The following is a 24,779-nucleotide window of genomic DNA, read 5'->3' as shown; positions in this document are numbered from 1 at the left end:
GGATGTCCAAGAAAGCGTTTCCCATCAACCGGGTCAAGATCGAGCCGCCGAAACCCGTTCGGGTGGCGCCGAATGCGCCGATCGCCCTGCCGGAGCGCGAACCGCGCAACATCTGGGTGATGATCGGGGTGCCGGCGCTGATCGTGGCCCTCATCGGCACCATCGTCATGCTCTACGTGTCCGGGGTGCGCAGTCTGTCCACCGGGTTCTTCCCTCTCATGGGCATCGGCGCGTTCAGCATGCTGGCGTTCTCCGGACGCTTCGGGCGGGCGCGCAAGATCACCTGGGGCGAGATGGAGAAGGGCCGCCGCCGCTACCTCCGCGACCTCGACTCCAACCGCGACGAGATCCAGACGGCGGTGTGCGCGCAGCGGGAATGGCAGCACGCGCTGCATTCGGATCCGCGTGGGCTGGGCGCGATCATCGGTGGTCCGCGAATGTGGGAACGTGGCCGCGGCGACGCGGATTTCCTGGAGGTACGGCTGGGCACCGGCGTGCAGCACGCGCCCGACTCGGTGTTGTCGGTGACATGGCCCGACATTCCCTCCGATGAGGAGCTCGAACCCGTCACCGGCCAGGCGCTGCGCGATTTCATCCTGGAACAGCGCAAGATTCGCGACATCGCCAAGGTGGTCAACCTGCGCTCCGCGCCCGGCTTCAGCTTCGTCGGCGAGGACCAGGACCGCCTGCGCTCGCTGATGCGGTCGGTGTTGTGCTCGCTGGCGGTGTTCCACAACCCGCGCGACCTGAAGTTGATGGTGGTCACCCGCAACCCCGAGGTGTGGTCATGGATGGTGTGGCTGCCGCACAACCTGCACGACGAGCTCTTCGACGCGTGCGGGTTTCGGCGCCTGGTGTTCGCCACGCCGGAGGAGCTGGAGGAGACCCTGGCCACCGAGCTGCACATGAAGGGGAAGCGCGGCGCGTGGACGCCGTTGGCGGCGGCCAGCCCGACCGCGATGGGGTCCGCACTCGAAACCGGCGCCGACGCGGTGGATCTGGGGCCGCACCTGGTGATCGTCGACGACAACACCGGCAGCCCCGACGCGTGGGAGAGCGTGGTCGGCCAGGTCGGCAAGGCGGGAATCACGTTGCTGCGCATCGCGTCCCGCGTGGGCACCGGGGTGGGCTTCGCGCAGGACCAGGTCTTCGAGATGGGGGAGCGGCACAAGCTACCGGTCAACGGAGAAGTCACGTTCGGCCAGAACGGCTTCGACGCCGACGGCGAGGACGGCCGGCCCGGGCCCCTGCTGCGTCTGCGCGGCAAGTTCTTCGCCCACGCCGACCAGCTGTCCATCCACCGTGCCTACCGTTATGCGCGGGCCATGGCGCGGTGGTCACCGACCAGCCGTAGCGAGATCGCCGATTCGACCGGCGGCGCCGCCGAGTTGCTCCGCGCGCTGGGCATCGCCGATCCGCGCGAACTGGACGTCGACCGGTTGTGGGCCGAGCGGCGCGGCCGCGGCGACGAGCGGTGGTGCGAAATCCCGGTCGGCGCAAAACCCACCGGCGAGCTGCAGAACATCATCATCCGCGCAAAGGACTTCGGCGGCTTCGGGTTTCACTCGGTGGTCATCGGCACCAGTGGTTCGGGCAAGTCGGAGTTCTTCCTGTCGCTGGTCTACGGCATCGCGCTGACGCACTCGCCCGAGGCGTTCAACGTCATCTTCGTCGACATGAAGTTCGAGTCGGCCGCCCAGGACATCCTGGGCATCCCGCACGTCGTGGCCGCCCTCTCCAACCTGGGCAAGGACGAACGGCACCTGGCGGAGCGGATGCGGCGGGTGATCGACGGCGAGATCAAGCAACGCTACGAGCTGTTCACGTCGGTGGGAGCGCGTGACGCCAACGACTACGAGGAGATCCGGCTCGCCGGGCGCGACCTGCCGCCGGTGCCCGTCCTGCTCGTCATCGTCGACGAGTATCTGGAACTCTTCGCCAACCACGAGAAGTGGATCAACCTGATCATCCACATCGGTCAGGAAGGCCGCGGCGCGAACGTCTTCTTCATGCTGGGCGGGCAGCGGCTCGACCTGTCGTCGCTGCAAAAGGTCAAGTCCAACATCGCGTTTCGGATCGCGCTGCGCGCCGAGTCCGGCGACGACAGCCGCGAGGTGATCGGTTCGGACGCGGCCTACCACCTGCCGTCCAAAGAGAACGGCTTCGCCCTGCTGAAGGTGGGTCCGCGCGACCTCGAACCGTTCCGCTGCTTCTACCTCTCGGCGCCCTTCGTGGTGCCCAAGGTCAAGGAGGTGGCGACCACCGTCGACATGACGTTGACCAAGCCGCGGCTCTACAACTGGCAGTTCCAGCCGCTCGAGGCGTCCGACGCCGCGGCGCTGGAGGCGGCCGCCGCCGTCGACACCGAACCCGACGAATTCCTCTACCACGACGACGGTTTCAAGCGGAAGAAGATCGTCGACGTGTTGCGGGAATCGTTGCACCAGGTTCCGCACCGCGCGCCACGCCGGCCGTGGCTGGAGCCGCTGGAGGATCCCGAGCCGGTCGACACCTTGGTGGGGGCCTACCGGGGCAAGCCGTGGCATGTGGACTACGGCCAGAACCCGGGGCTGATGTTCCCGGTGGGCGTCATGGACATCCCCGAGGAGTCCAAGCAGGTGGTGCACGCGATCGACGCGCTGCGCAGCAACGTCATCGTGGTGGGGGCCAAGCAGCGCGGCAAGACGACCACCCTGATGACGCTGATGTGTTCGGCGGCAACGATGTACACCCCGTCGCGGGTGACGTTCTTCTGCATCGGCGGTGCGACCCTGGCCCAGGTGGCGTCGCTGCCGCACGTCACCGACATCGTGTCCCCGAAGGACGCCGAGGGCATCGAGCGCATCTTGAGCAGCATGGACGCCCTGATCGACGCGCGCGAGGACTCGTTCCGCCGGCTGAAGATCGACCTCGATGGCTTCCGCGAGCGCCGGTTCGCTCCGGGCAGTGACGGGCTGGGCGGCACGGACCCGAACGACCCCTTCGGCGACGTGTTCGTGGTGGTCGACGACTACGACGACGTGTACTCGAAAGACACCGTCCTGGGGGACCGCATCATCTCGTTGAGCAGCCGGGGCCCCGAGTATGGGGTGCACGCGATGTGCAGCGCCGGCGGATGGATCCACGGGCAGCGGCAGAGCCTGCTGCAAAACGCCACCGCCCGAATCCAATTGCGGCTGGCCGACCCGAGCGAGAGTCAGATGGGCCACTCGTCGCTGGAATCGCGCGACGCCGCGCGGCGGACGCTGAACCGCCCGGGCTTCGGCCTGACGGACAGCCTGCACGAGCTGCGGGTCGGCGTCCCGGCGCTGGCCGATCCCGCCACCGGCGCGCTGGTGAGCATCGTCGACGTCGGAGCGCAGATCGCCGATGTTGCCGGTGTGACGAAACACGCGACGCTGCAGCGGCTTCCGCAGCGGGTGGAGCTGCGGGCGATCCTGGAGTACCACGCCGCGCATCCGAGCGGTGACGACCTGTCCATCGCGTTCGCCATCGGCGAGCGCCATGAACTGGGGCCGGTGCCGCTGCGGCTTCGGGAGAGCCCGGGCCTGATGATCCTTGGCCGGCAGGGCTGCGGCAAGACCCTGTCGCTGGTGTCCATCGGTGAGGCGATCATGAGTCGCTTCGCCCCCGAGGAGGCGCAGTTGACGCTCATCGACCCGAAGACCGCGCCGCACGGTCTGCGGGATCTGAGCGGGCCGGGCTATGTGCGCGCGTACGCCTACGACCAGGACGAGATCGACGAGGTGATCACGGAACTCGCGCAACAGGTCCTGTTGCCGCGGCTGCCCCCGAAGGGCCTGAGCCAGGAGGAGCTCCGCGCGCTCAAACCCTGGGAGGGCGCGCGGCACTTCGTGCTGATCGACGACGTGCAGGACCTGCGTCCCGACCAGAGCTATCCGCCCAAACCCCCGGTCGGCGCGGCGTTGTGGAAGCTGATGGAACGCGCCCGGCAGATCGGCCTGCACGTCTTCACCACCCGCAACAGCGCGAACTGGGCGACGCTGCAGATGGATCCGTGGATGCGGTTCCAGAATTCGGCGAAGGTGGCTCAGCTGTACATGGACAACGACCCGCAGAACCGGATCAACCGCTCGGTTCGTGCGCAAGCGCTGCCACCCGGGCGCGGCCTGATGGTGAGCGTCGACGGGGACGTCGAGGGGGTGCTGGTCGGGATGCCGTCCACCGCGGTTATCCCGCAGCAGTAGCGAACGGACGGCCTCCCACGGCGACGGCAGCGCCGTCCCGCGCTGGATGTTAGAGCGGCGCGCCCTGCTCGGCCAGGTTCAGCAAAAGGTAAGCCATGCACATCAGGAAGTTGAGCACCACCAGGACCAGCCCGGCGAACATCATCGAGCGGGTGCCCTGCCGCTTCAGCCGCTTGTACCGCGCAGCGCGCGTCTCACGGTCGAGCCGCAGCGCGATCAGCGCGAAATGGACGTCCACGACTTCATGAGCCGCAAGGGGCGCCCCCGCCAGCATCTCCCGCACGCGGTCGGGCGCCGTCCGGACGCCGACGCGCTCGAAGTTCTGGCACATTCTGCGCGCGCGTCTTCGCGCGAGTGGTTGATATCGCATCTGTAGCTGATGCGCGAGTTGCCCTCGGTCGTCCCCCCACGGGTTTGACGGGGTCATCACGAAAGGGATTCTAAATCGCATCGGACTGATTACGGCGTGTCTACACGGAATTATGTTGGAGGCGGTTCGACCGGCGCCCCGCTCATCCGCTCGGACTGGGGTAGCTCCAGGTAACGCTCCAAATTGCGGTGCGTGTTGATCACGCGCCGTTCTTCGCCGGACAGCACGAGATGGGTGAAGCCGGGTTGATGCATCCCGCGCTGCAGGCCGGCGAGCACCCGGATGTCCTGGCTGAGCACCACGCCGGGCTCGGCCTCGCCGGCGGTTACCCGGACATCGGTCGGCTTGGCGCGAGGGGCACCCGGCGGCATCCGCGTCATCAAGAACATGACCAGCTCGCCGTGGTCGGGGTCCGGGCCGGGCCGCGAGCACATCACGGTCAGGTGGTCCGCGTTGGCCAGCAGCGTCATGTTCGGGAAGACGTTGTACTGGTGCAGTCGGGTGATTCGGTCCGTGTCCGCCCACTCGAGGTCCACCCCGCGGGTGGCCGCAAACGCCCGGGTGTGGGCGGCGATCAGATCCTGGACCGTCTGTCCCGGCCGGCGTTCGTCACCCGGAAAGGGGGTGCCTTCGGGAGCGCCCATGAGCGCGCCCTGTGTGTAAACGTAAGCGTCCCAGACTTCCTCGTCGCTCAACGCACCGTCGAAGCGGGGGCTCTGCACGCCGTAGGGCTGGTCCGACTTGCCAGTGTGACCCCAGATGCGTTGTGGCGCATGGATGTCGTCGACGCAGCGCAGCAACTCCGGGTGCAGCGTCTGGATGTGGTAGGTCTCGCTGTAGCCGTCGGCGATCGTCTTCCAGTTCGCCTCGACATCGACCGTGAGCGTCGCATAACAGCGGAAGTCCCGCAGGCGGCACCAGGCGACATCGTCGGGCACGGCCTCCAGGTATTCCAGCAGCGGCATCGCGCCGGGGTCGAGATTGACGAAGACGAGCCCTTCCCAGGAGTCCACCCGGACCGGCACCAGCGGGAAGTCGGACAGCTGGAGTGATCCGAAGCCCTTGCGGTTCGGGACCCGTTTGAGCGTGCCGGCCAGGTCCCAGGTCCACCCGTGGTAGCCGCACTTGAGTTCGCGCAGTCCCGAACCCGAGCCCACGCACACCGAGTTGCCGCGGTGGCGGCAGGCGTTCTGGAAGGCACGCAGCACCCCGTCGTCACCGCGCACGATCAGCACCCCGTACGGCCCGCAGCGGTACTCGAAGTAGTCGCCCGGCTCGGCGACGTGGTCGACCATGCACGCGAGCTGCCACACCTTCGGCCACATCCGCTGAACCTCGAGCGCGGCGAACGCCGGGGAGTAGTAGCGCTCGGCGGGCACCAGGGTCGGGCTTTCCGGCGGCGTGCCGATCGCGTCCTCTTGGACGTGCGAGCGGGTGCGGGCCGGGTTGCCGGCGGACGCGTGCATGCCGGAAGCCCTTAACGCGCTCCGCGCACCAACCGGCCGGGGCGGGCCCCGGTGTCGACGTCATTGCGCCGGGTCACGGTCCCGCTGACGATCGTGGCCGCGTAACCGCTGGCCCCCTGCAGGATGCGGTTGCCGCCGGCGGGCAGGTCGAAGGCCATCGCCGCGGGATGCAGCGTCAGGGCGTCCATGTCGATCACGTTGATGTCGGCCTTCTTGCCCGGCTCGATGGTGCCGCGATCGGTGAGACCGAAGAGGTGGGCGGTGTCGCGGGACTGTTTGCGGATCACGTATTCCAGCGACAGCTTCTCGCCCCGACGGCGGTCCCGGGCCCAGTGCGTCAGCAGGAACGTCGGATACGAAGCGTCACAGATCATCCCGCAGTGGGCGCCCCCGTCGGACAGCCCGAGCACGCCGGCGGGATGCAGCAGCATCTCGCGGATCGCGTCGCAGTTGCCCTCGGCGTAGTTGAACAGGGGCAGCATCAGCATCGCGGTCGCGTCGGCCTCGAGCATGAGGTCGTAGAGGGTGGACAGCGGGTCCTCGCCGCGGGCCTTGGCGATGGCCGCGACCGTGCGGTCCGGGGTGGGCTCGTAGTCGGGCGGGTTGCCGAGCGCGTACAGCCGGTGCAGCGAGTGCTGCACCAGGGCGAACATCCCGTCGAACAACAGGGTGGGGTCGGCGGGCAGGTCGTCCTCGGCCAGGATCGCGGCCTTGACCGCGGGATCGGCCAGGCGCTGCGCGAGTTCCTCGCGGCCGCATTCGGCGGCCAGCCGGCGGTAGGTGGGCCGGTGGCTGAAGCCGTGGTGGCCCTGGAATCCGATCATCATGCCGAAGGGTCGCGCGGCGATCTGCGGATACAACCGGGCGCCCGCGGCATGCGCGTCCGCGGAGAGGTCCAGCATCTCGCGCCACAGGTTCGGGTCGGCGTCGACCTGGATCAGGGCGAACGACACCGGCCGGTCGATCTCGGCCCCCAGGCGCCGCATCCATTCCAATTCCTTCTTCGGCGCGACGATGTCCTCGCCGGCGGCGCCCTGCGGGGCGAGCTCGAACACGGCCTGCCCGCCGGCCGCCATGGCGCGGCCGAGGCCGAACAGTTCGTCTTCGGCCGCGTACGTGCCGGGCACCGGTTCGCCGTCCATCGCGCGGTGGCCCATCGTGCGTGACGTCGAGAAGCCGAGCGCGCCGGCCTCGATCGCCTCCCGAACCAGCCTGCCCATGGCCTCGATGTCCTCGGGCGTGGCCGGCTCGTTGCGGGCGCCGCGCTCGCCCATCGCGTAGGCGCGGATGGCGCCGTGGGCCACCTGGCTGCCCACGTCGACGGCGAATTTCTGCCTGCCGATGGCGTCGAGGTATTCGGGATAGGTCTCCCATCCCCAGGTGATGCCCTCGGTGAGCGCGGTGCCCGGGATGTCCTCCACGCCCTCCATCAACTCGATGAGCCACTGCTCCGTGCCGGGACGGACGGGGGCGAAGCCCACACCGCAGTTGCCGGTGACCACCGTGGTGACCCCGTGACCGCTCGACGGTTCCAGCAGGCTGTCCCAGCTCACCTGGCCGTCGTAGTGGGTGTGGATGTCGACGAAGCCGGGGGCCACCACCCGCCCGGTGGCGTCGATGGTTTCGGCGGCCTCCCCGCCCAGTGCGGGGTCGTCGGCGCCGCGCCGGACGACGTCGACGATCGTGCCGTCCTTGATGCCGATGTCGGCGCGATAGCGCTCGGCGCCGGTGCCGTCGACGACGGTGCCGCCGATGATCTTCAGGTCGAGCATGAGACTCTCCTCGCCGCCACGGGCCGAAGGCACACAAGATCCGCAGCATTACGCTACGCGAAGTAGCGTAACTCGCGCGGGCCCATCGCGATAGGTTCGGTCCCAAGTTGTTTGGCTCAGAGCGACGCCTGCAGCGCGGCGACCGTCTCCAGGTCGTCGAGCGCCGCGACGCCGCGCCGCAGCCCCTCGATGGCGATGTCCTCGACCTGCATGCCGCCCATCCCTGCGGTGATCAGGGGCGCCACGTAGGCGTACAGCGCGCCCTGGCGGAACCGCAGCCACAGGTCGTCGCGGTCCAGTTCGGGTCCACCGGCCGCCGCGAGCGCCCGGCGGTAGTCATCGAGCAGCTCGCGCTGGGTCGCCTGGCGATCCTCGGGCGTGAGGCTGGTGATCAGCGTGTAGGCCAGTTCGCGTGACGGGTGCCCGCGCCGCACCGCCTGCCAGTCCAGCAGCCCGGCCTTGCCGCCGTGGAAGTACATGTTGCCCGGGTGCGCGTCGCCGTGCATGACGGTGTGCGGGGGAGTGTCGATGAGGGCGGCGACGGCGCGGTAGTTGTCGGCGATGAAGCGGCCCCGGTCGACGGGAAGTTCCGTGCGTTCGGCGAGGCGCTTGATCGAAGCGTTCATCAGCGAGCCGGTCAGCAGGGACGTGGCGTCGCCGGACGGCGTGTAGAGCCAGCCCAGCGGCCCGCGCCCGGCCGGGGAAAGGCGGGTCCAGAACGCGGCGTGCAGGTCGGCGAGTAGCTCGACGATCAGGCTGGCCTGATCGGGCGACAGCGGGTGCAAGGTGTCGGGGAACTCGCACGACTCGGCGGGCAGATCTTCCAGAACCAGAAGGTAGCGCCCGGTCCACGGATCGAATGCCGCACCGTAGGCGTACGGCGCGCCAACGACTTGCGAGGCGAGCTGGCGGTAGAAGCGCACCTCCGTGTGCCCGAGCCGGCCCAACTCTCCCATCAAACGGGTGGCCGCCGTCTTCGCCGCGAGCTTGACGAACACCGAGTCCGGCACGTTCCTTCCGGTGAGCACCAGCCGGGCCCGCGACGACGTCCCCGCGTCGCTGCTCAGGGCGCGGACCGACCTGACGGCCGCGCCCATCACTTTGGAGAGCACCGCCGCGTCGATGTCCTGCACCCGGCGGGGTAATCCCCATCGGCCGCCGACCACTGCGTCGGTGGCCACCCGACCCACGCCGCGGCCCAGGTGGGCGGCCAGACTGACGGCCGAAACGGCGTGCGGCGCGGGGTTTTTCATAGGATTCGTTTCTCGGTGCGGACGTGTCACCCGCACCGCGAGCCGGTCGGGCGTCGCGGCACGGGGTCAGACAAAAATACCTGAACGTCTGGACATCAGACAATACGACGTTATTGTCTGATCTGTGGTACCAGGGCACGCACCACGAACTGCTCGACGAACTTGCGCTTGTCGGCCGTCGAGCGGTACCGCCACGAGGGTGCGAGCAGAAACAGCGTGGTCGCGTGCAGCCACTGCACCACCGACCGCGGATCGAGGTCGGCGTGCAGGCGGCCCGACGAGGTCCACCGATCCAGCAACGGTTGGTAGTGGCGCAACAGCGTCTCGACGATGGGTTCCGAACCCTTCTCGAGAGCCGTTCCGAGGGCGGTGCTCTCGGCGGCGAACAGCGCCTCGTTCAGCGGATCGCCGTCCACCGACTCGACTCGGGCCAGCACCATCTCGGGCAGCGACCGCACGGGATCGTCCGGCGCGGCCAGCGAGCGCACCAATTCACCGAGCGCGTCGTCGACGCGGGCGAGGATCAGGCCCAGCAGCACCTCGTCGCGGCCGGGGAAATACCGGTACACCGTGGACCGCGACACCCCCGCCTCGTCGGCGACCTCACCCATCCGGAATTGAGTGTTGCCGCGGTGCACGATGCAGCGGCCGGCGGCGTCCAGGATGCGCCTGCGCGCCTCCTCGTCGTCGAGGATCGCGCGGTCGTCACCCCACCAACGGCTCGGTTCCATGGCGCAGATGTTACGGGATCGACCGCGCCGAACAACGAATTCCATTGCGAATCAAGCACATCGCCAGGGAGGGCAGCCATGGTCTACTCCGCCGCCGATGAGTCGTTCACCCACCAGTTGCCGACGACGTTCGACGCGGTGCACGACACCGACCCGACGTGGTCGGATCGGTGCTACTTCTTCGCGGCCGCGCCGGACGGCACCATGCTGCTGGCCAGCGGCTACGGCAACAACCCGAACACCGCGAGCGGGCTGGGCTACGTCAAGGTCAGCCTCGCCGACGGCCGGCATTGGGACCTGCTGTCCGGTCGGCCGGTGACCGGCGGCGACCGCGCCGCGTTGAGCGCCGGGCCGATGCGCTGGACCTGCGTTGAGCCGCTGAGGAAGTGGCGGCTCGACGTGGAACCCAACGGGTCCGGAATCGAGTGGGAGCTCTATTACGAGCCCACCGCGCCGATGTGGGAACTGCTGCCCATGAGGGTGGTCGGCAACGACGGCAGGCTGCTCGCCGACATGTATCACATGAAGGAACCCGGACGCTGGAGCGGATGGGTGCGGATCGACGGCGAACGCATCAGTGTCGACGGATTCCACGGCGGCCGCGATCGAACCTTCGGCGTGCGAGTGTCCGACAAGATCGACTTCTGGCTATGGCTCGACGCCGGCTTCGAAGACCACGCGATAGAGGCCTGGATCATCGAATCATCGGACGGCACAGTGCAATACGTGGACGGCGGCATCACCTATGCGAACGGCGCCTTATCCAAGCGGTTCGTCAGGATCGAGCACGACGTCGAGTTCGACGGCAAGCTGAAACGGCCCGCCCGCGCGGTGCTGGTCTTCACCGACGAAGACGGCGGGACGCATCGGGTCACCGCCGACGCGCCGCACCAACACGTCAACGCCTACTACGGGCTGCCGATGTCGCACTGCCAATACGAGGACCTGGGCGCCGGCGCATACTTCATCCATTTCCGTTGGGACAGCGCCGATTCGGAGCAACTGGCTGAGACGGAAGGCAAGTCGATGGCGCTCGACCAGCTGATGCGCTTCCAGCGCGAAGGCCACACCGGATGGGGCGTCTTCGAGTTGCTGCTCGGCGGTGACGGCTACCGCCGGTACCCGAACTGGACGGCGATGGACATGTCCGCGTTCACCCAGGACAAGACCCCCGTCGAGCGGCTGCCGGCCGATAGCGACGCCGAAGGGGCACCGCAGTGACCCTCGACGCGGCCTTCGAGGAGCGCCTGACCGCCTGGCTCCGCGCCCGCCTGCCCGGCTCCGAGGACGTCCGCGTCGAGGGCCTGGACCGGATGAGCTTCGGGCATTCGGCGGAGATGCTGATGCTCACCGTCGTCACCCGCGGCGGCGACCGGCAGCCGCGGCGGGACGTGGTGCTGCGGCTGCGCCCCAGGCCGCCCGCGCTGCTGGAGCCCTACGACCTCGCGCGCCAATTCCGCATCATGCGTGCGCTGCGCGACACCCCGGTGCGGGTGCCGAGGGCACTTTGGCTGGAGGAGACCGGCGAGGTGCTGGGCCGGCCGTTCTTCGTGATGGAACGCGCGGCCGGCGACGTCTACGAGATGCAGGCGCCCGACGGCGTTCGCGACGACACCGTGGTGCGGATGTGTCAGAGCCTGGTCGAGCAGCTCGCCGCCATCCATTCCGTCGACCTCACCCAGACCGGGCTCGGCGCGCTCGATGACGGCAGGACGCACCTCGACCGGGAACTCGACCACTGGACCGCGGAGATGGACCGGGTCAAACGAGGCCCGCTGCCCGCCCTCGAGCGGCTGCACCGGGCGCTGCGCGACGGTCGGCCCGCGCCATGCCCGACGGTCACCCTGGTGCACGGCGACGCCAAACCGGGCAACTTCGCGTTCACCGGCGGGGAGGTGAGCTCGGTGTTCGACTGGGAGATGACCACGGTCGGCGATCCCCTGACCGACATCGGCTGGCTGGAGATGCTGTGGGCGCAGCCCGTCGGCATCAACAGCCATCCCGCCGCCCCGCCGATCGACACCCTGGTCGCCCACTACGAGCAGGCGAGCGGCATCAGGGTGCAGAACCGCGCGTGGTACCGCGCCCTCAACGCGTACAAGATGGCCGTCATCTGCCTCATCGGGGCGATGCTCATCGAGGACGGGCACAGCGACGATCAAAAGCTGGTCCTGGCCGCCTACGGAACCTCGCTGCTGACAAAAGCGGGCCTCGCCGAACTCGGCATCGACGGACCCCTCGACGACGGTCCGGTCCTGCCGCGCGAGGAGCGCATCCAGCAGGTCCTCGCCCACGCCACGTAGGGCGGTTCAGTCAGACCGTTGTGTGAGGTCGGCCCAGGTCAACGTCACGCGGGTGCCGCGCGGGGTGCGATCGATGGCGACGTCGTCGGCGAGGGCCTCCATCAGGGGGATGCCGCGTCCACGCAACTGCTGCCGGTACTGCGCCGGAACCTGCCGGCGCCAGCGACCGTGGTCGTCGACGGTGACGGCCAGGCAATCCGACCGGCGGTCGTAGGCGGCGCTCACGTCCAGCGTCCCGCGCTGCGGGGCCTCGCAGTAGGCGAATTCCGCCGCGTTCGCGATGGCTTCGTTCACCGCCAGCAGGACGTCGCTGAACCGGTCGGCGCCGAGGGTGAAATGCGTTTCGAGCCAGGCCCCGAAGTCGGCTCGCAACCGAGCGGCGCTGCGGGGATCGGCGGCGACGCGATTCCGCGCGAACCGGAACCGGCCATCGAGATTTGACGCGCTATGCGGTTGATGATCAAAGCGCCCCATCGTTCCCCGCTGTGCCCCCATCTCGGGGTTCACCCACCAGCGATGCCGCTCAGCGCGTCGTCGAGCGAGCTGTAGAGCGCGAGCACGCTGTCGATTCCCATCAGTTTGATCGGCCTGCTCGTCGCCGACCCGTTGGCGACGACCGCGAATTGGGTGGGCGCCTCGGTGTCCGCCTGCGCGGTGACCAGGACCGTCATCCCGGCCGACGCCAAGAAGTCCACTTTCGACAGGTCGACGATCAGCGCGGCCGGTTTGGTCGCCAGCGCCGTCTGAATCGCCTCAGCCAGGTGCGGCGAGCTGAGCATGTCCACTTCACCCGAGACGGTGAGTACGACCGCCTGTTCGACCTGCTGTTTTCCTACGGAGAAAGCGGCCGGGTCGATTGGATCGCCAGTAAGTTCGCCCATGGTCTATCACCCACATTCGGTCCCGCTGGGACGCTGTTAGCTATCAAAATAGCCGCTGCCAAGCCCGGGGGCTGCTTGTTCAACCCCGCGAAAGCGCGTGCCCTTCGGAGGAGACACACTCCGTCGATTCACGCTGCTAGCCACAGATGCAGCCGCAAGTTCTCCAGTCGATGGTATGTCACGCGGCAAACCACACTCAAAACGAGTGAACGAATCGGGGCGCGGCCACGTCCTGTGAGTGTGTGCGACGGACCCGCAGAAGTTGCGCACGGCGGTGGGCCATGCGTGAATTGCTTCCACCGGATTCGTGTCCACTGCGGGCTGTTTGGCCTGCGCAAACGCGGGAGGACGGTGGCCGTGGAGCCCGGTGAAGGCGATGGCGGGCCGGACGGTCCGCCCGGTGACGTCAAACCCGTGCGACCCCTCGTCGACGCCCTGACGAGACGGCGCGCATTGCTGGGCATGGGCGCCGTGGCCGGCGTCGCCGCGGTCGACGTCGGTGGTTTCGCGTACGCCGGCGGCTGGCTGCGGCCCGGCGCGCTGACGCCGCCCCGCTTCGCCGACCGCTTCGAGCACGTCTACGGCCGCCACGACGGTTTTCGCCGCAACCACGCCAAGGGGTTGAGCGCCGTCGGGACGTTCTCCAGCACCGGGGCGGGGGCGGAGGTGTGCCGGGCCGCGGTGTTCCGGGCGGGGAGCGTGCCGCTGCTCGGACGCTTTTCCCTGTCAGGCGGTCTCCCGGATCAGCCGGACGCGCCGGCCACGGTCCGCGGGCTCGGCCTGCTTTTCCAGGGCCCGGACGGCCAGCAATGGCGCACCGCGATGATCAATATCCCCGTGTTCCCGGACAGCACGCCCCAGGGTTTTTACGACCGGCTGCTCGCGTCCAAGCCCGTGCCCGGGACCGGCAAGCCCGACCCCGCAGGGATGGCCGCCTTCCTCGACCGCCATCCCGAGACGGTCGCGGCGATGAAGGTCATCAAGCAGGCCCCGCCGAGCGCGGGGTTCGCCGACAGCACGTTCTACGGGTTGAATGCGTTCCGGTTCACCAACGCGGCCGGGGTGACCGTTCCGGTGCGCTGGGCCGTCATCCCGCAGGAAGCGGTGGGCGCGGTGGCGTCGCCGGTCGGCCAGGACTACCTCTTCGACGAGCTCATCCGCGCCCTGGCCCGGGGACCGTTGAGCTGGCGGCTGATGCTCACCATCGGCGAACCGGGCGACCCGACCCACGACGCCACCCAGCCGTGGCCGCGGCAGCGGCACACCGTCGACGCCGGCACCGTCACCGTGACGGCCGCACAGACGGAGGCGCCCGGCAACGCGCGCGATATCAACTTCGACCCGCTGGTCCTCCCCGACGGCATCGCCGCTTCCGACGACCCGCTGCTGGCCGCGCGATCGGCGGTCTACGCCCGCTCGTTCACCCGCCGCGCCGAGGAACCCAAGACGGCCAGCGCGGTCGATGTCTCCCGGGCGCTTCGGTGAGGGAAAGCAGCGCAGCGCCCCGGTTCGCGCTGCCATCCCGGCTGCTGCACTGGCTGATGGCGCCCATGGTCATCGCGCAACTATTCATCGGCGTCGCCATGGTCGCGGCCCTGAGCTATTACCCGCTGCTACTGGCCATCCATCGGCCGCTGGGCGTGCTCATCCTGGTGCTCGCCGTGGTGCGGCTGGCGAACCGGCTGCGGCACCGGCCCCCGCCGTTCCTGTCCACGATGAGTGGCGCCGAACGGCGCATCGCGACGTGGTCGGAATACCTGCTCTACGCGCTGTTGCTGGTGCAGCCCCTGACAGGGTGGGCGATGCTGTCGGCGGCGCGGTTGCCGGTCACGTTGGCCGGCCCGCTGCGATTGCCCGGCATCGCGCCGCACGACATCGACGTGTTCGCGGTGCTCCGCGAATGCCACGGGGCCTTCGCGTTCCTGCTGTTCGCGGCGTTTACCGCCCACATGTGCGCGGTAGGATTCCACACGCTCGTCCTGCGCGATCGGCTCCTAGACCGCATGGCACTGTGGCGGGTCAGGGCCGCCAGCCCGCAGCCAGGCACGCCGGAGCTCTGACGACCTGCCTCCCGGGGCTCTGATCGGCCGAATATGATCGGCACGATCATCGCAAGGGTGCCCAGCGCCGGAGGCGCCGCGTCCACACGGGACCACGAAGGAGTGGAGAACTTCCATGCCGAACCAGCAGCAAGCGGAGCGGATGACGTCGGGGAAGGGATTCATCGCGGCGCTCGACCAGAGCGGCGGCTCGACGCCCAAGGCGCTGCGCCTCTACGGCATCCAGGACGACGCGTACTCCTCCGAGGAGGAGATGTTCGACCTCATTCACCAGATGCGTTCCCGAATCATCACCTCCCCGGCGTTCACCGGCGATCGCGTGCTGGCCGCGATCCTGTTCGAGCAGACCATGGACCGCCAGATCGCGGGCAAGCCGTCGACCACCTACCTGTGGGAGACCAAGGGTGTGGTGCCCTTCCTCAAGATCGACAAGGGCTTGGCGGAGGCGTCCGACGACGTGCAGCTGATGAAGCCGATCCCCGGCCTGGACGAACTGTTGGAGCGGGCTGTCGGTCTCGGTGTGTTCGGCACCAAGGAGCGATCGGTGATCGGCGGCGCCAACGCCAAGGGCGTTGCCGCCGTGGTCGCCCAGCAGTTCGAGCTCGCGCACCAGGTGCTCTCGCACGGGCTGGTGCCCATCATCGAGCCCGAGGTCACCATCTCGATCTCGGACAAGGCCGAGGCCGAGGCGATGCTGCGCGACGAGATCACCAAGCAACTCGAGGACGTGCCCGACGGGCAGCGGGTAATGCTGAAGCTGAGCCTGCCCAGCGAGGTCAACTACTACCGCCCCCTGATCGAGCACCCGAAGGTGATGCGGGTGGTCGCCCTCTCCGGCGGCTACTCCCGCGAGGAAGCCAACGAACTGCTGGCGAAGAACACCGGGCTGATCGCCAGCTTCAGCCGCGCGCTGACCGAGGGGCTCACCGCCGACCAGTCCGACGAGCAGTTCAACGCCACGCTGGACAAGGCGATCCAGTCGATCTACGACGCCTCGGTCGCCGGCTGACCTACCTAGTAGCGGTGGTGGGCCATGCGCGGCGGGCCCTCGTCGGTGTCGTCCTCGTCCGACACCACCGCGGGCACCATCTCGCTCGTCACCAGCCCCTCCTCGCGGGTCAATTCGTCGATCACATCGAAGGATTCGGCGGTGTGGGCCGGGGTGTCGATGACTGTGGTCAGCACGGGGACGCGGCGACGTAGCGAGAAGAACTTGTCACCGTGCGGTCGATGATCGCCGTGATATCCCCAGATGCCGCGCACCACCGTCGCGCCGTCGGGTGATTCGCGCTGGCGGAGTCGCTGCACGATCGCGCGATGAATCGGTACCCCGTCGTGCAGGGCGGACTCCGAGGTGTAGACGGTCAACTTCTGCCACAGCGGCAGACCGCGTTCGTCAACCCCCGGCAACACGTGCGGCCGTTCCAGGAGTGCGCCGTCGCGTTTGCACACGCGGACCCGCTCGAGCGTGACCAAGGGTTGGTGGAGCAGCTCCGCCAGCTCCGGCAGCACCGCGCCGATGCGCTCGGCGAAACCGACGGCGACGATCATCATCGGCACATCGGCGTTGCGGCCGAAGAAGCGCGCCCGGTGCCGTTGCCCGTCGGTGACGCCGTCGACCCCCAGTAGTACCGATGCGCCGGCTATCCGGCGCCGGTGCAGCAGATCGCAGACGGCGACGTAGGCGGGGGAGCCGTTGACACGTTCCTTGCGGCCGACGTACACGGTCAGCTTGACGGCTTCCCGCAACTCCTCGGGGAGTGGCAGCGGCGCGATGCCGTCGCGCAGCAGCCGCGCCCGCTCCAAGGTGACCAGGCCGCGCTGCTTGATGGCGAGCACCGGTTCGAGCAAGGCTTCCATCTTCGTCCTCGTGTCGACGGCGATGATCGCGACGGGCGGATCTTCGGACAACGACAACGATTCGTCGGTTCTCAGGTGACGTCCGCTGCCGAAGCCGCCGATGCCGCGCAGCACCACGCCGCAGGCGACGCGATGTCGCGCGTAGAGGTCGAGCAGCACATCGGAAAGGAAGCCCTGCTCGGTGCGCCGGCGCTCGGCCAGATACGTGGTGAGCTTCAAACAGTCTTCGTCCATGGCCGCTCCTAACGCGTTGCGGTGCAGGAGTCTTCGCGCGTCGGTGGCAGCAGGCAACCCTCCGCCGACGTTGTCCCGGCGCCTTTGCGGTGATCTTACGCGTTGTGCCGGCGGCCGATGGCTGCGCCGGCTTGTCGCCCGGTGGGGCAGCCTCTCACCGGGTGTTGGCGTATCTATCGGGAGGCCGCCTTCGGTCGCCATCAGCTCGGTAGCTGGGGACGAACCGTGTGCGGAGCGGCGATCGAACCGGGCTGCCAACCAGTGCCGCGCCGGAACGCTCGGCGGCGTGCTGCCGAAGCCCGAGTGCGAAATGCATTGCGGCTGTGGCCGACATGCCGAGCGGCAGTCGAGACCCCCTTCGCAGGCCGCTCCCACCCCGGGTGCCCGGCAGGCCCCTCGAGGACACCGACATAGCGAATGAGCCTCGGCCCGCTGAGGTTTCGCGACCGAAACGATCCTTCGCTTGGCGGCTGACAGCGAGTTTGCAGCTGAGACTCAGGACATGCCCACCCAGGCCGGAAGGGCGGCGCTACGCTTGAAGCATGCCGTGTCCAAACGGCGTGCCCACTGCTGGAGACTGCATCCAGCGACTGTTGGGATCTGGCGGAATGGACGAGGTCTGCCTCGCCCTACTTTCCGGGTTGCCCTGCCGCGAAGCGGTTCTGAGATTGGCCACTGATCGGTGCGTTGGCGTCCGCCGCCAGCGACTCGTCAGAGCGGCGATTCAGCGCTGTGGCATCCAAATGCTTTGCGCGTCAACGATTGAGGTGAGCCCATTGCTCACCGATTTCGCGCCGCGCCGGAGAGCTCGACCAGACAACCCACGCGCGCGGCGCAATTCATGATTCGAACCCCGTCAGTCGACGGCACTACCAGAAACGGAAACTCCCCATGTTCACCCGCATCACTGGCCACCTCAGCGCTGTCGTCGCCACCGTCGTGGTGCTCACCGGCGGCGCGGTTCTGCGCGGCGCCGCAGCAACGGCCGACCCAAACCAGGACGACCTCTTCAAGGCGCTGCTCAACCAGGAGGACATCCCCGCCCTCGAGGGCGTGCCAAGCCTGATCAGCACAGCCCACAAAATTTGTCTCGTGCTTGATCGCGGCATTCCGGCGCGCACCGTCGTGAGCACGATGGTGAACCATGCGTACGCCAAGGATCCGGCCGAGCGCAGCTACCCCCCGGCCCGCCTCGAATCCACCATGGTCCGGTTCATCACCGCGTCGGTCGAGGCCTATTGCCCAAACGATCAGAGCAAAATCACGTCCATCGTGGCGCATCCGGCGCCCGCTTCGTACGAGCCGACGCGAGCCACCGCCGGGTACGTGCCCGCCGCTGCATACGAACCGGGTCAACCGCCGACAAGCGTCGGTGTCGTGGGACGGCGTGCGACGGCGCCCGTTTCGCTGATCGGACCGCTTCCCTCCGGCGACATGACCCCGCCGAGCCCGCCGCCGATTCCGCCGCCGCCGCCGGCCGACCATCTGCGGACTCCGCCCAAGCTGATCGCGGCGCCGCGTGTACCCAAACGGCTGACCCCGCCACCGCAGCAGGCGCCATCCCCGCCGCAGCAGGTGAAGCCGCCCGCGGTTCGTCCCGTGCCGGGGGCGCCCGCCGGCGGCAACGGAGGTGGGAGCACCAGTGGTGGCGGTCCGGTCGCGCCGGCGCCGGCGCCCGCACCGCCCCCGCCGCCGGCTCCCCCCATGGGGCCCGGCTTCGTCAGGCTCGCACCCTAGCTCCCACAACCGGACGCGGGGTGCCGCCTCATCGCAGCGTTTCGGTCGGCACCCCGTAGCGCTCCTGATAGGCGCGCACCCGCTCCCGCACCTCGCCCTCTGGCAGGCCGGTGTCCGACCAGGTGTAGCGGCCGCGCCCGCCGTCACCGGGGTGGGCGGCGAGGAAGCCACGCATCTTCTGCTCGGCGTCGGGCCGCAGCTCGCGATCCAGCCGCTGGTAGATGTCCTTGATCGTGGTCCACGGGTCATTGACGAAGTCGCTGTACTGCACGTCGATCACCCGGTCCGCGGGCACCGCCCCGCTGTCCCGCAACGCCATCTCGCGCTCCAGGCCGACGGCGATCTCCTCGTAGGACTGGGCCGCGCACTCGGCGACGCTGGACTCGTCGCTGCACATCCGGCGCAGGTGGTGGGTCAGCGCGGCGATCGACGAGATGACGTTGAGCGGGTCGCGATGGGTCTGCACGATCAGCGCGTCGGGGTATTCGGCCAGCAGCGTGTCGAGCTGCCACAGGTGCGCGGGGGACTTGAGCAACCACTGGCCCGGGACTCCGGATTGCAAGTGCTGCAGAAAAATCCGGTGATAGCGGTAGGCGCCCGCGTGGTCCGCCTCGTAGAGCAGCCAGCGATAGTAGTTCGGCAGGCGGTACTGCACCGAAAAGATCATGCTGACGAACTCGCCGGCCGTGATGCGCACGCACTCCTGCCCGACGAGCGCGCCCATCGGATGAAACGCCAGGAACCCCGGCATGATCTGTTCGGACATGTCGATGCTTGCCTGTGTCTGCGCGATGCGCGGATCGTCGTGATAGGTCTCCGGCCGCGGCACCGGGCAGGGCTCGTCGACCTCCCACGTCAGCGGGGCGCGCAGCCCCGGATCCTGGGCAAGCAGGTCGTAGAGGATCGTCGTTCCGGTGCGCGGCTGGCCGACGATGAAGATCGGCGCCGCAACCGGTTCGGCGGCGATCTCGGGATGTTGCTTGCGCCAGGCGGTCACCCCGAGACGGTTCTTGAGTGCCCGCATGATGTCGAGGTGGGCGATCTCCACGCCGATGTCGGACAGCCGGGCGTCGTTGATCAGCCCGTCGGTGAGGCGGTGCAGGCCGGGCCGCCACCCCTCGGCGCCGAAGTCGTCGCTGCCGGCCTCCTCGCAGGCGGCGGCGATGAGCCGTTCGGGGGCGAAGCGGTCACGCAGGGTCATACCGGCTCCTCACATCGGCGCACCGACACCCTCACATCGGGTGGGCTGGGGTTGTCCAGCCAGCGCAGGACGACGAAGCCACGATGTCTGCCGCCGGTGTCGAGCCAGTGTCCCACGCCTAAATCCTTGGCGGAGATCGCGATTCGCACCCGCCCGTCCGCGTCGGGCAGCACGCCGCGATTCGTCACCGAGCTGTGCCGGACGCGCGGCTCCAGGCACTCGTGCCAGATGCTTTCCAGCGTGACGTTCCAGTACCGGGTGTCGGGGGGATCGATGTCGAGCACCAGGGCCTCATCGGGGTCGAGCCGGTAGGTCCCGAGCATGTACAGGTTGTCCGGCGTGGTATCGGCGGAGCCCAGGTTGGCGGCCTCGGCCGTCACCAATGAGTTTGGCGCGTCTAGCAATTCGGGCCGGATGGTGCGGTGCAGCGTCGCGAGCTTCATCAGCGACCAGGCCATCGCGGTGAACTGGTCGGCGAGCCCGCTGTCGGTCAGCGGCGTCAGCGGGCCGGGATCCAGCGCCTCGATCCGCAGCGCGGCCAGCTCCTCGCGCGCACGGTCGCCGATGTACTCGCGGACCACGACGGACGAAGCGTCGTCGGGAATCTTCACCCACTGCCCGCCGGCCAGATCGGATGGCTCGTCCGCCGCGAGCACGAGCGCGAATTCGCCGGCGCTCAGAGCCAGGTCGACGTCGCTGACGTAGGCCGCCATGCGGCGCGGCGTGAGGCCGGTGCCGGCCAGGATCTGTACCCCGAGGTAGGCGCTGGTGCCGCGGGACCCGGTGATCCGGTAGCTCCGGTCCCCGCGAATCATCGCCAGGTAGTAGTTGCCGTCGGGGTTGGGCCCGCCGACCATGCGGTTCTCCGAACACATATCGAAGAAGGTGGGCCGCTCGGCGTCGGACTCGACCGACATCTGCGCGCACAGCGAGGAAATTCGGGCGATCAGCCGCAGCCCCTCGAGCAATTCGCGCTCGGACTCGGCGTCCTCGGTCACGACCTTGGTGACGTCGGCAAGCATCTGCTGGAAGAACTGCCACGCGGCGCGCGCCGCTGGGCCGTGCTGATCGGACGAACCGGGATGCTGAGACATCGTCTCATGCTAAGACTATGTCTTACGATCTAGGCGTCGATTCGCGGGGAAAGGGGGGGGAATGGTTGCCACGACGTCGCTGGCCGAACGGAAGCGCACGGCGATGCGCCGGCGCATCGCCGCCGTCGCCGCCCAGCTGGTCGCCGATCGCGGCCTGGCGGGCACGACGATCGATCGCATCGCCGACCAGGCCGACATCGGGCGGGCCACCTTCTTCCGCTACTTCAACTCCAAGGAAGACGCCGTCGCCGAGGGCATGACCGTCCACTGGCTCAACCGCATCACCACCGCCCTGGCGGCCCAGCCCGATCACCTGAACGCCACCGACGCGGTCACCGGGGCCTTCGCGGAGCTCGCCGGCGGGTTCGCCGACATCGAAGACCAGATTCGTGAATTGGCCGTGCTGACAAGGTCTTCGGAGACACTGGACGCCTGGACGCTGCACATCTACGTGCGGTACGAACTGGCGATCGCCGAGCTCGTCGCGCCGCGGCTGCCGCGATTGGCGCCCCAGGACCCCAGGCCGCGGCTCATCGGTGCGCTGGCGATGGCGACGGTGCGCATTGCCCTCGATGACTGGCTCAGCCACGGGGGCTCCCTACCGGACCGCGTCGGTCAGGGGCTGGCGGCGATCACGGTCGGGTGATCGGCCGGTGTCAACCTTTGAGCGCGTCCACGATGAGCCGCGTCGTGCGCTCGGCGCGGCGCCGCGAGTAGGGCTGGGCGCCGGAAAGGATCGGATACACCACGCCGCCGACGATCGCGTCCGCGGCCGACTCGGCGGTGGCGGCGGCAATGCCCTCGGCGACCAGCCGCGCCCGCACGCTCTCGTGCAGCGGCGCGCTGAAGCCGGCCCGCAGCCGCACGGCGGTCTCCTCGTGTTCCATGCCGGCGACGGTCAGCGTCCGCAACATGGCGGAGCCGCGGGCCGTCGTCAGGCTGGTGACCAGCTTGCCCACCCAGCCCACCAGGTCGGTTGCCAGGTCGCCGGTGTGGGCTACCGACGCCAGCAGCTTGTCGGCGTCCTCGAGCATGACGTCGGCGACCAGCGCCGGGCGGCTGGGCCACCACCGATAGATGGTCTGCTTGCCCACTCTGGCCCGAGCGGCGACCGCCTCGATGGTCAGGCCGTCGAATCCGCGCTCGAGAAGCAGCTCGCGCGTGGCGGTGACGATCGCCGTGCGGGACTTCTCGCTGCGGCGCCTGGGCGGGCCCACCTGGGTGAGATCGCTTGGCATCTGGTGGTCCTCACTGCGCGGGGGCCCGCTTTACATCGCCCGACTACCGCCGGTAGTCTGCCACAAGACGAGACGGTCCGTCTTGTAAGTCGGAAGGATAGCAGTCGGTGCGGCCAACCTTAGTCACCTCTCGGCCGGCATCGTGACCCTCGGACTGAGCCCGGAGCAGCAGGAACTCAGCGTTGCCGTCGGGCAGTTCGCCGCCCGGCACGCGCCCATCGCCGCCACCCGCGACAGCTTCGACGCCCTCGCGGCGGGGCGCAGGCCGCCGTGGTGGGAGGCTCTGGTCGGCAACGGGTTTCATGCCGTGCACCTGCCCGAAAGCCTGGGCGGTCAGGGCGGCCGGCTGATCGACGCGGCCTGCGTCATCGAGGCTTCGGGCAAGGCGCTGTTGCCCGGGCCGCTGCTGCCGACCGTCGCGGCGGGAGCGGTCGCCTTGCTGGCCGATGCGACGCCGGCCGCCGAAGCGTTGCTGCGCGACCTGGCCGCCGGCGCCACCGCCGCCGTCGTGCTCCCCGGCGACGGCGACTTCAGCGCGCGTCCCGACGGCGGGGGATGGCTGGTCACCGGGGCGTCGGAGGTGACCGCGGGCGTGTGCGCGGCGCGGACGGTTCTCGTGGCCGCGCGCGATGAGGACGACGCGCTGGTCTGGGTGGTCGTCGACGCCGAAAAGCCGACCGCGAGAACCGAAGCCGTGAACAGTACCGACCTCGTCGCCGATGCCGGGGTGTTGCGGCTGGACGCCTACCGCGCGGCCGGCTCCGAGGTGCTCAGCGGCATCGATGCCGACCGCGCGCGGTGCGTCACGCTGGGCCTGCTGGCCAGCGCGATGGCCGGCATCGTGCAGTGGTCTGTCGAAGCGGTCACCGCACACCTGCGCATCCGGGAACAGTTCGGCAAGGTGATCGGGACCTTCCAGGCGTTGCAGCACAACGCCGCGATGCTGTTGGTCAGCAGCGAGCTGACCACCGCCGCGGCCTGGGACGCCGTGCGCGCCGCCGACGAGCCGATCGACCAGCACCGCATGGCCTCCGCCGGTGCGGCGGTGATCGCGATCTCGCCGGTGCCCGACCTCGTCCTCGACGCGTTGACCATGTTCGGCGCCATCGGCTTCACCTGGGAGCACGACCTGCACCTGTACTGGCGGCGGGCGATCAGCCTCGCGGCATCGATCGGCCCGGCGAATCGCTGGGCCCGGCGCCTGGGGCAGCTGACCTGCACCCAGCAGCGCGACATGTCGGTCGACCTGGGCGACGCGGAATCGCACTTCCGGTCCTGGGTGGCCGAGACCCTCGACGCCGCAATGCAGTTGCGCAACGACCAACCGGCACCGCACGGCGACTACCCGGACCAGGCCTCCGGCCCTCAGCGGACGTTGCTGGCCGATGCCGGCCTGATCGCGCCGCACTGGCCGGCGCCGTGGGGCGTGGATGCGGGTCCCCTCAAGCAGCTCATCATCGACGAAGAGTTCGCCAAGCGACCCGGTCTGGTCCGGCCGTCGCTGAACATCGCCGAGTGGATCCTGCCCTCGGTGCTGGCCGCGGCACCGACAGACTTGCAAGAAAAGCTGATTCCGCCGACCCAGCGCGGCGAGATCCATTGGTGCCAGCTGTTCAGCGAGCCGGGCGCCGGCTCCGACCTCGCGTCGCTGGCAACCCGGGCGACCAAGGTCGACGGCGGTTGGCGGATCAACGGCCACAAGATCTGGACGTCGTTGGCGCAGTACGCCGACCTCGGCGCCCTGCTGGCGCGCACCGATCCCGAAGCCGCCAAACACCGTGGCATCGGTTACTTCATCCTGGATATGCGCTCGCCCGGCATCGAAATCCAGCCGATCAAAACCGCCACCGGGCAGGCTCACTTCAACGAGGTGTTCCTCGACGACGTCTTCGTCCCCGACGAGATGTTGCTGGGCGCCCCCAACGACGGCTGGAACCTGGCGATCGCCACCATGGCCGAAGAGCGTTCGGCCATCAGCGGTTACGTGAAGTTCGACCGGGCGTCCGCGCTGCGCCGGCTCGCGGCGCAACCGGGACCGGACCGCGACGACGCGCTGCGCTCGCTCGGCGAACTCGACGCCTACGCCAACGCCATCAAGGCGCTGGGTGTGCGGGAAACCATCCGGCTGCTCGACGGCCAGGCGTCGGGGCCGGCGTCCAGCATCGCCAAGGTGGCGATGAACGAGCTGCTGCGCAGAACCTTCGAGGCCACCCTACGGTTGACCGGGCGCACGGCCATGGTCGCCGATGCCGACCCCGACGTCGTGGAGCGCTACCTGCACCTGCCCGCCGAGCTGATCGGCGGCGGCACCCGGGAGATCCAGTTGAACATCATCGCCCAGATGATCCTCGGGCTACCCCGAAAGTAGGAC

Annotated in this window: 20 protein-coding genes; 9 read left to right on the top strand and 11 right to left on the bottom strand. The window is 68.9% G+C overall.

Annotated features, from left to right (window positions below):
• The first annotated feature begins 2 nt into the window (after window positions 1–2).
• Complete coding sequence (gene eccCa, locus BST44_RS14465) at window positions 3–4,208, top strand: type VII secretion protein EccCa (protein WP_083177788.1); 4,206 nt, start codon at window positions 3–5, stop codon at window positions 4,206–4,208.
• A 49-nt stretch (window positions 4,209–4,257) separates the two neighbouring features.
• On the opposite strand, the gene BST44_RS14460 is transcribed toward eccCa, so the two are convergent.
• From BST44_RS14460 to BST44_RS14440, 5 genes are all read right to left on the bottom strand, one after another.
• Window positions 4,258–4,539, bottom strand: coding sequence for a hypothetical protein (locus tag BST44_RS14460; RefSeq protein ID WP_142274494.1), 282 nt, complete (start codon window positions 4,537–4,539; stop codon window positions 4,258–4,260).
• Window positions 4,540–4,688: 149 nt separating this feature from the next.
• Window positions 4,689–6,044, bottom strand: a complete 1,356-nt coding sequence (locus BST44_RS14455; protein ID WP_083177787.1) for an aromatic ring-hydroxylating oxygenase subunit alpha — start codon at window positions 6,042–6,044, stop codon at window positions 4,689–4,691.
• Between the two features lie 11 nt (window positions 6,045–6,055).
• On the bottom strand, window positions 6,056–7,816 hold the full coding sequence (locus BST44_RS14450; RefSeq protein WP_083177786.1) for an N-acyl-D-amino-acid deacylase family protein: 1,761 nt from the start codon (window positions 7,814–7,816) through the stop codon (window positions 6,056–6,058).
• A gap of 116 nt (window positions 7,817–7,932) precedes the next feature.
• Window positions 7,933–9,069: a phosphotransferase gene (locus BST44_RS14445; protein WP_083177785.1), complete on the bottom strand. Its 1,137-nt coding sequence runs from the start codon at window positions 9,067–9,069 to the stop codon at window positions 7,933–7,935.
• A gap of 110 nt (window positions 9,070–9,179) precedes the next feature.
• A complete protein-coding gene (locus BST44_RS14440) occupies window positions 9,180–9,800 on the bottom strand; it encodes a TetR/AcrR family transcriptional regulator (RefSeq protein WP_083177784.1) in 621 nt (206 codons plus the stop codon).
• A gap of 78 nt (window positions 9,801–9,878) precedes the next feature.
• Here BST44_RS14440 and BST44_RS14435 point away from each other — a divergent pair, with 78 nt between their 5' ends.
• Window positions 9,879–11,021: an Rv3169 family protein gene (locus BST44_RS14435; protein ID WP_083177783.1), complete on the top strand. Its 1,143-nt coding sequence runs from the start codon at window positions 9,879–9,881 to the stop codon at window positions 11,019–11,021.
• Window positions 11,018–12,103, top strand: coding sequence for a phosphotransferase family protein (locus BST44_RS14430; protein WP_083177782.1), 1,086 nt, complete (start codon window positions 11,018–11,020; stop codon window positions 12,101–12,103). Before BST44_RS14435 ends, BST44_RS14430 begins: the two co-directional genes overlap by 4 nt.
• 6 nt (window positions 12,104–12,109) lie before the next feature.
• Here BST44_RS14430 and BST44_RS14425 read toward each other — a convergent pair whose 3' ends face one another.
• Window positions 12,110–12,598 (bottom strand): ATP-binding protein, encoded by a 489-nt coding sequence (locus BST44_RS14425; RefSeq protein WP_083177811.1) that lies wholly within the window; start codon window positions 12,596–12,598, stop codon window positions 12,110–12,112.
• 8 nt (window positions 12,599–12,606) lie between these two features.
• A complete protein-coding gene (locus tag BST44_RS14420) occupies window positions 12,607–12,984 on the bottom strand; it encodes an STAS domain-containing protein (protein ID WP_083177781.1) in 378 nt (125 codons plus the stop codon).
• 357 nt (window positions 12,985–13,341) lie between these two features.
• Between BST44_RS14420 and BST44_RS14415 the strand changes: the two genes are divergently transcribed.
• The 3 genes from BST44_RS14415 to BST44_RS14405 all read left to right on the top strand — a co-directional run bounded on the left by BST44_RS14415 (window position 13,342) and on the right by BST44_RS14405 (window position 16,053).
• Complete coding sequence (locus tag BST44_RS14415; RefSeq protein WP_279628976.1) at window positions 13,342–14,469, top strand: catalase family peroxidase; 1,128 nt, start codon at window positions 13,342–13,344, stop codon at window positions 14,467–14,469.
• Window positions 14,466–15,044: a cytochrome b gene (locus tag BST44_RS14410; protein ID WP_083177780.1), complete on the top strand. Its 579-nt coding sequence runs from the start codon at window positions 14,466–14,468 to the stop codon at window positions 15,042–15,044. The genes BST44_RS14415 and BST44_RS14410 overlap by 4 nt, the downstream gene beginning before the upstream one ends.
• Before the next feature lie 115 nt (window positions 15,045–15,159).
• Window positions 15,160–16,053 (top strand): fructose bisphosphate aldolase, encoded by an 894-nt coding sequence (locus BST44_RS14405; RefSeq protein WP_083177779.1) that lies wholly within the window; start codon window positions 15,160–15,162, stop codon window positions 16,051–16,053.
• 5 nt (window positions 16,054–16,058) lie between these two features.
• On the opposite strand, the gene BST44_RS14400 is transcribed toward BST44_RS14405, so the two are convergent.
• Window positions 16,059–17,138, bottom strand: coding sequence for a DUF190 domain-containing protein (locus tag BST44_RS14400; protein WP_083177778.1), 1,080 nt, complete (start codon window positions 17,136–17,138; stop codon window positions 16,059–16,061).
• A gap of 891 nt (window positions 17,139–18,029) precedes the next feature.
• Here BST44_RS14400 and BST44_RS14395 point away from each other — a divergent pair.
• A complete protein-coding gene (locus BST44_RS14395) occupies window positions 18,030–18,875 on the top strand; it encodes a DUF732 domain-containing protein (protein ID WP_083177777.1) in 846 nt (281 codons plus the stop codon).
• A 28-nt stretch (window positions 18,876–18,903) separates the two neighbouring features.
• Here the strand turns inward: BST44_RS14395 and BST44_RS14390 are convergent, their stop codons facing one another.
• Both BST44_RS14390 and BST44_RS14385 read right to left on the bottom strand, forming a co-directional pair.
• Window positions 18,904–20,076, bottom strand: a complete 1,173-nt coding sequence (locus BST44_RS14390) for a sulfotransferase family protein (RefSeq protein ID WP_083177776.1) — start codon at window positions 20,074–20,076, stop codon at window positions 18,904–18,906.
• Window positions 20,073–21,170: a DUF1214 domain-containing protein gene (locus tag BST44_RS14385; RefSeq protein ID WP_083177775.1), complete on the bottom strand. Its 1,098-nt coding sequence runs from the start codon at window positions 21,168–21,170 to the stop codon at window positions 20,073–20,075. Before BST44_RS14385 ends, BST44_RS14390 begins: the two co-directional genes overlap by 4 nt.
• 61 nt (window positions 21,171–21,231) lie before the next feature.
• On the opposite strand from BST44_RS14385, the gene BST44_RS14380 reads away from it, so the two are divergent.
• The gene (locus BST44_RS14380; RefSeq protein ID WP_083177774.1) at window positions 21,232–21,816 is read left to right on the top strand and encodes a TetR family transcriptional regulator; all 585 of its coding nucleotides are present in this window, start codon (window positions 21,232–21,234) and stop codon (window positions 21,814–21,816) included.
• Window positions 21,817–21,826: 10 nt separating this feature from the next.
• Here the strand turns inward: BST44_RS14380 and BST44_RS14375 are convergent, their stop codons facing one another.
• A complete protein-coding gene (locus BST44_RS14375) occupies window positions 21,827–22,408 on the bottom strand; it encodes a TetR/AcrR family transcriptional regulator (RefSeq protein WP_083177773.1) in 582 nt (193 codons plus the stop codon).
• A 142-nt stretch (window positions 22,409–22,550) separates the two neighbouring features.
• Between BST44_RS14375 and BST44_RS14370 the strand changes: the two genes are divergently transcribed.
• Window positions 22,551–24,776: an acyl-CoA dehydrogenase family protein gene (locus BST44_RS14370; RefSeq protein WP_083177772.1), complete on the top strand. Its 2,226-nt coding sequence runs from the start codon at window positions 22,551–22,553 to the stop codon at window positions 24,774–24,776.
• Window positions 24,777–24,779: the final 3 nt, after the last annotated feature.

The sequence above is a fragment of the Mycobacterium scrofulaceum genome, from assembly GCF_002086735.1.
GTDB classification, from domain to species: Bacteria; Actinomycetota; Actinomycetes; order Mycobacteriales; family Mycobacteriaceae; genus Mycobacterium; species Mycobacterium scrofulaceum.
This window is presented reverse-complemented; position numbering and strand designations above follow the sequence as displayed.

Excerpts from the sequence above, each read along its gene's own strand:
- BST44_RS14390 (WP_083177776.1), bottom strand. The coding sequence starts at position 20,076 with ATGACCCTGCGTGACCGCTTCGCCCCCGAACGGCTCATCGCCGCCGCC.
- BST44_RS14455 (WP_083177787.1), bottom strand. The coding sequence starts at position 6,044 with ATGCACGCGTCCGCCGGCAACCCGGCCCGCACCCGCTCGCACGTCCAA.
- BST44_RS14445 (WP_083177785.1), bottom strand. The coding sequence starts at position 9,069 with ATGAAAAACCCCGCGCCGCACGCCGTTTCGGCCGTCAGTCTGGCCGCC.
- BST44_RS14400 (WP_083177778.1), bottom strand. The coding sequence starts at position 17,138 with ATGGACGAAGACTGTTTGAAGCTCACCACGTATCTGGCCGAGCGCCGG.
- BST44_RS14435 (WP_083177783.1), top strand. The coding sequence starts at position 9,879 with ATGGTCTACTCCGCCGCCGATGAGTCGTTCACCCACCAGTTGCCGACG.
- BST44_RS14460 (WP_142274494.1), bottom strand. The coding sequence starts at position 4,539 with ATGTGCCAGAACTTCGAGCGCGTCGGCGTCCGGACGGCGCCCGACCGC.
- BST44_RS14405 (WP_083177779.1), top strand. The coding sequence starts at position 15,160 with ATGCCGAACCAGCAGCAAGCGGAGCGGATGACGTCGGGGAAGGGATTC.
- BST44_RS14450 (WP_083177786.1), bottom strand. The coding sequence starts at position 7,816 with ATGCTCGACCTGAAGATCATCGGCGGCACCGTCGTCGACGGCACCGGC.
- BST44_RS14440 (WP_083177784.1), bottom strand. The coding sequence starts at position 9,800 with ATGGAACCGAGCCGTTGGTGGGGTGACGACCGCGCGATCCTCGACGAC.
- BST44_RS14385 (WP_083177775.1), bottom strand. The coding sequence starts at position 21,170 with ATGTCTCAGCATCCCGGTTCGTCCGATCAGCACGGCCCAGCGGCGCGC.
- BST44_RS14420 (WP_083177781.1), bottom strand. The coding sequence starts at position 12,984 with ATGGGCGAACTTACTGGCGATCCAATCGACCCGGCCGCTTTCTCCGTA.
- BST44_RS14395 (WP_083177777.1), top strand. The coding sequence starts at position 18,030 with ATGTTCACCCGCATCACTGGCCACCTCAGCGCTGTCGTCGCCACCGTC.
- BST44_RS14380 (WP_083177774.1), top strand. The coding sequence starts at position 21,232 with ATGGTTGCCACGACGTCGCTGGCCGAACGGAAGCGCACGGCGATGCGC.
- BST44_RS14375 (WP_083177773.1), bottom strand. The coding sequence starts at position 22,408 with ATGCCAAGCGATCTCACCCAGGTGGGCCCGCCCAGGCGCCGCAGCGAG.
- eccCa (WP_083177788.1), top strand. The coding sequence starts at position 3 with ATGTCCAAGAAAGCGTTTCCCATCAACCGGGTCAAGATCGAGCCGCCG.
- BST44_RS14425 (WP_083177811.1), bottom strand. The coding sequence starts at position 12,598 with ATGGGGGCACAGCGGGGAACGATGGGGCGCTTTGATCATCAACCGCAT.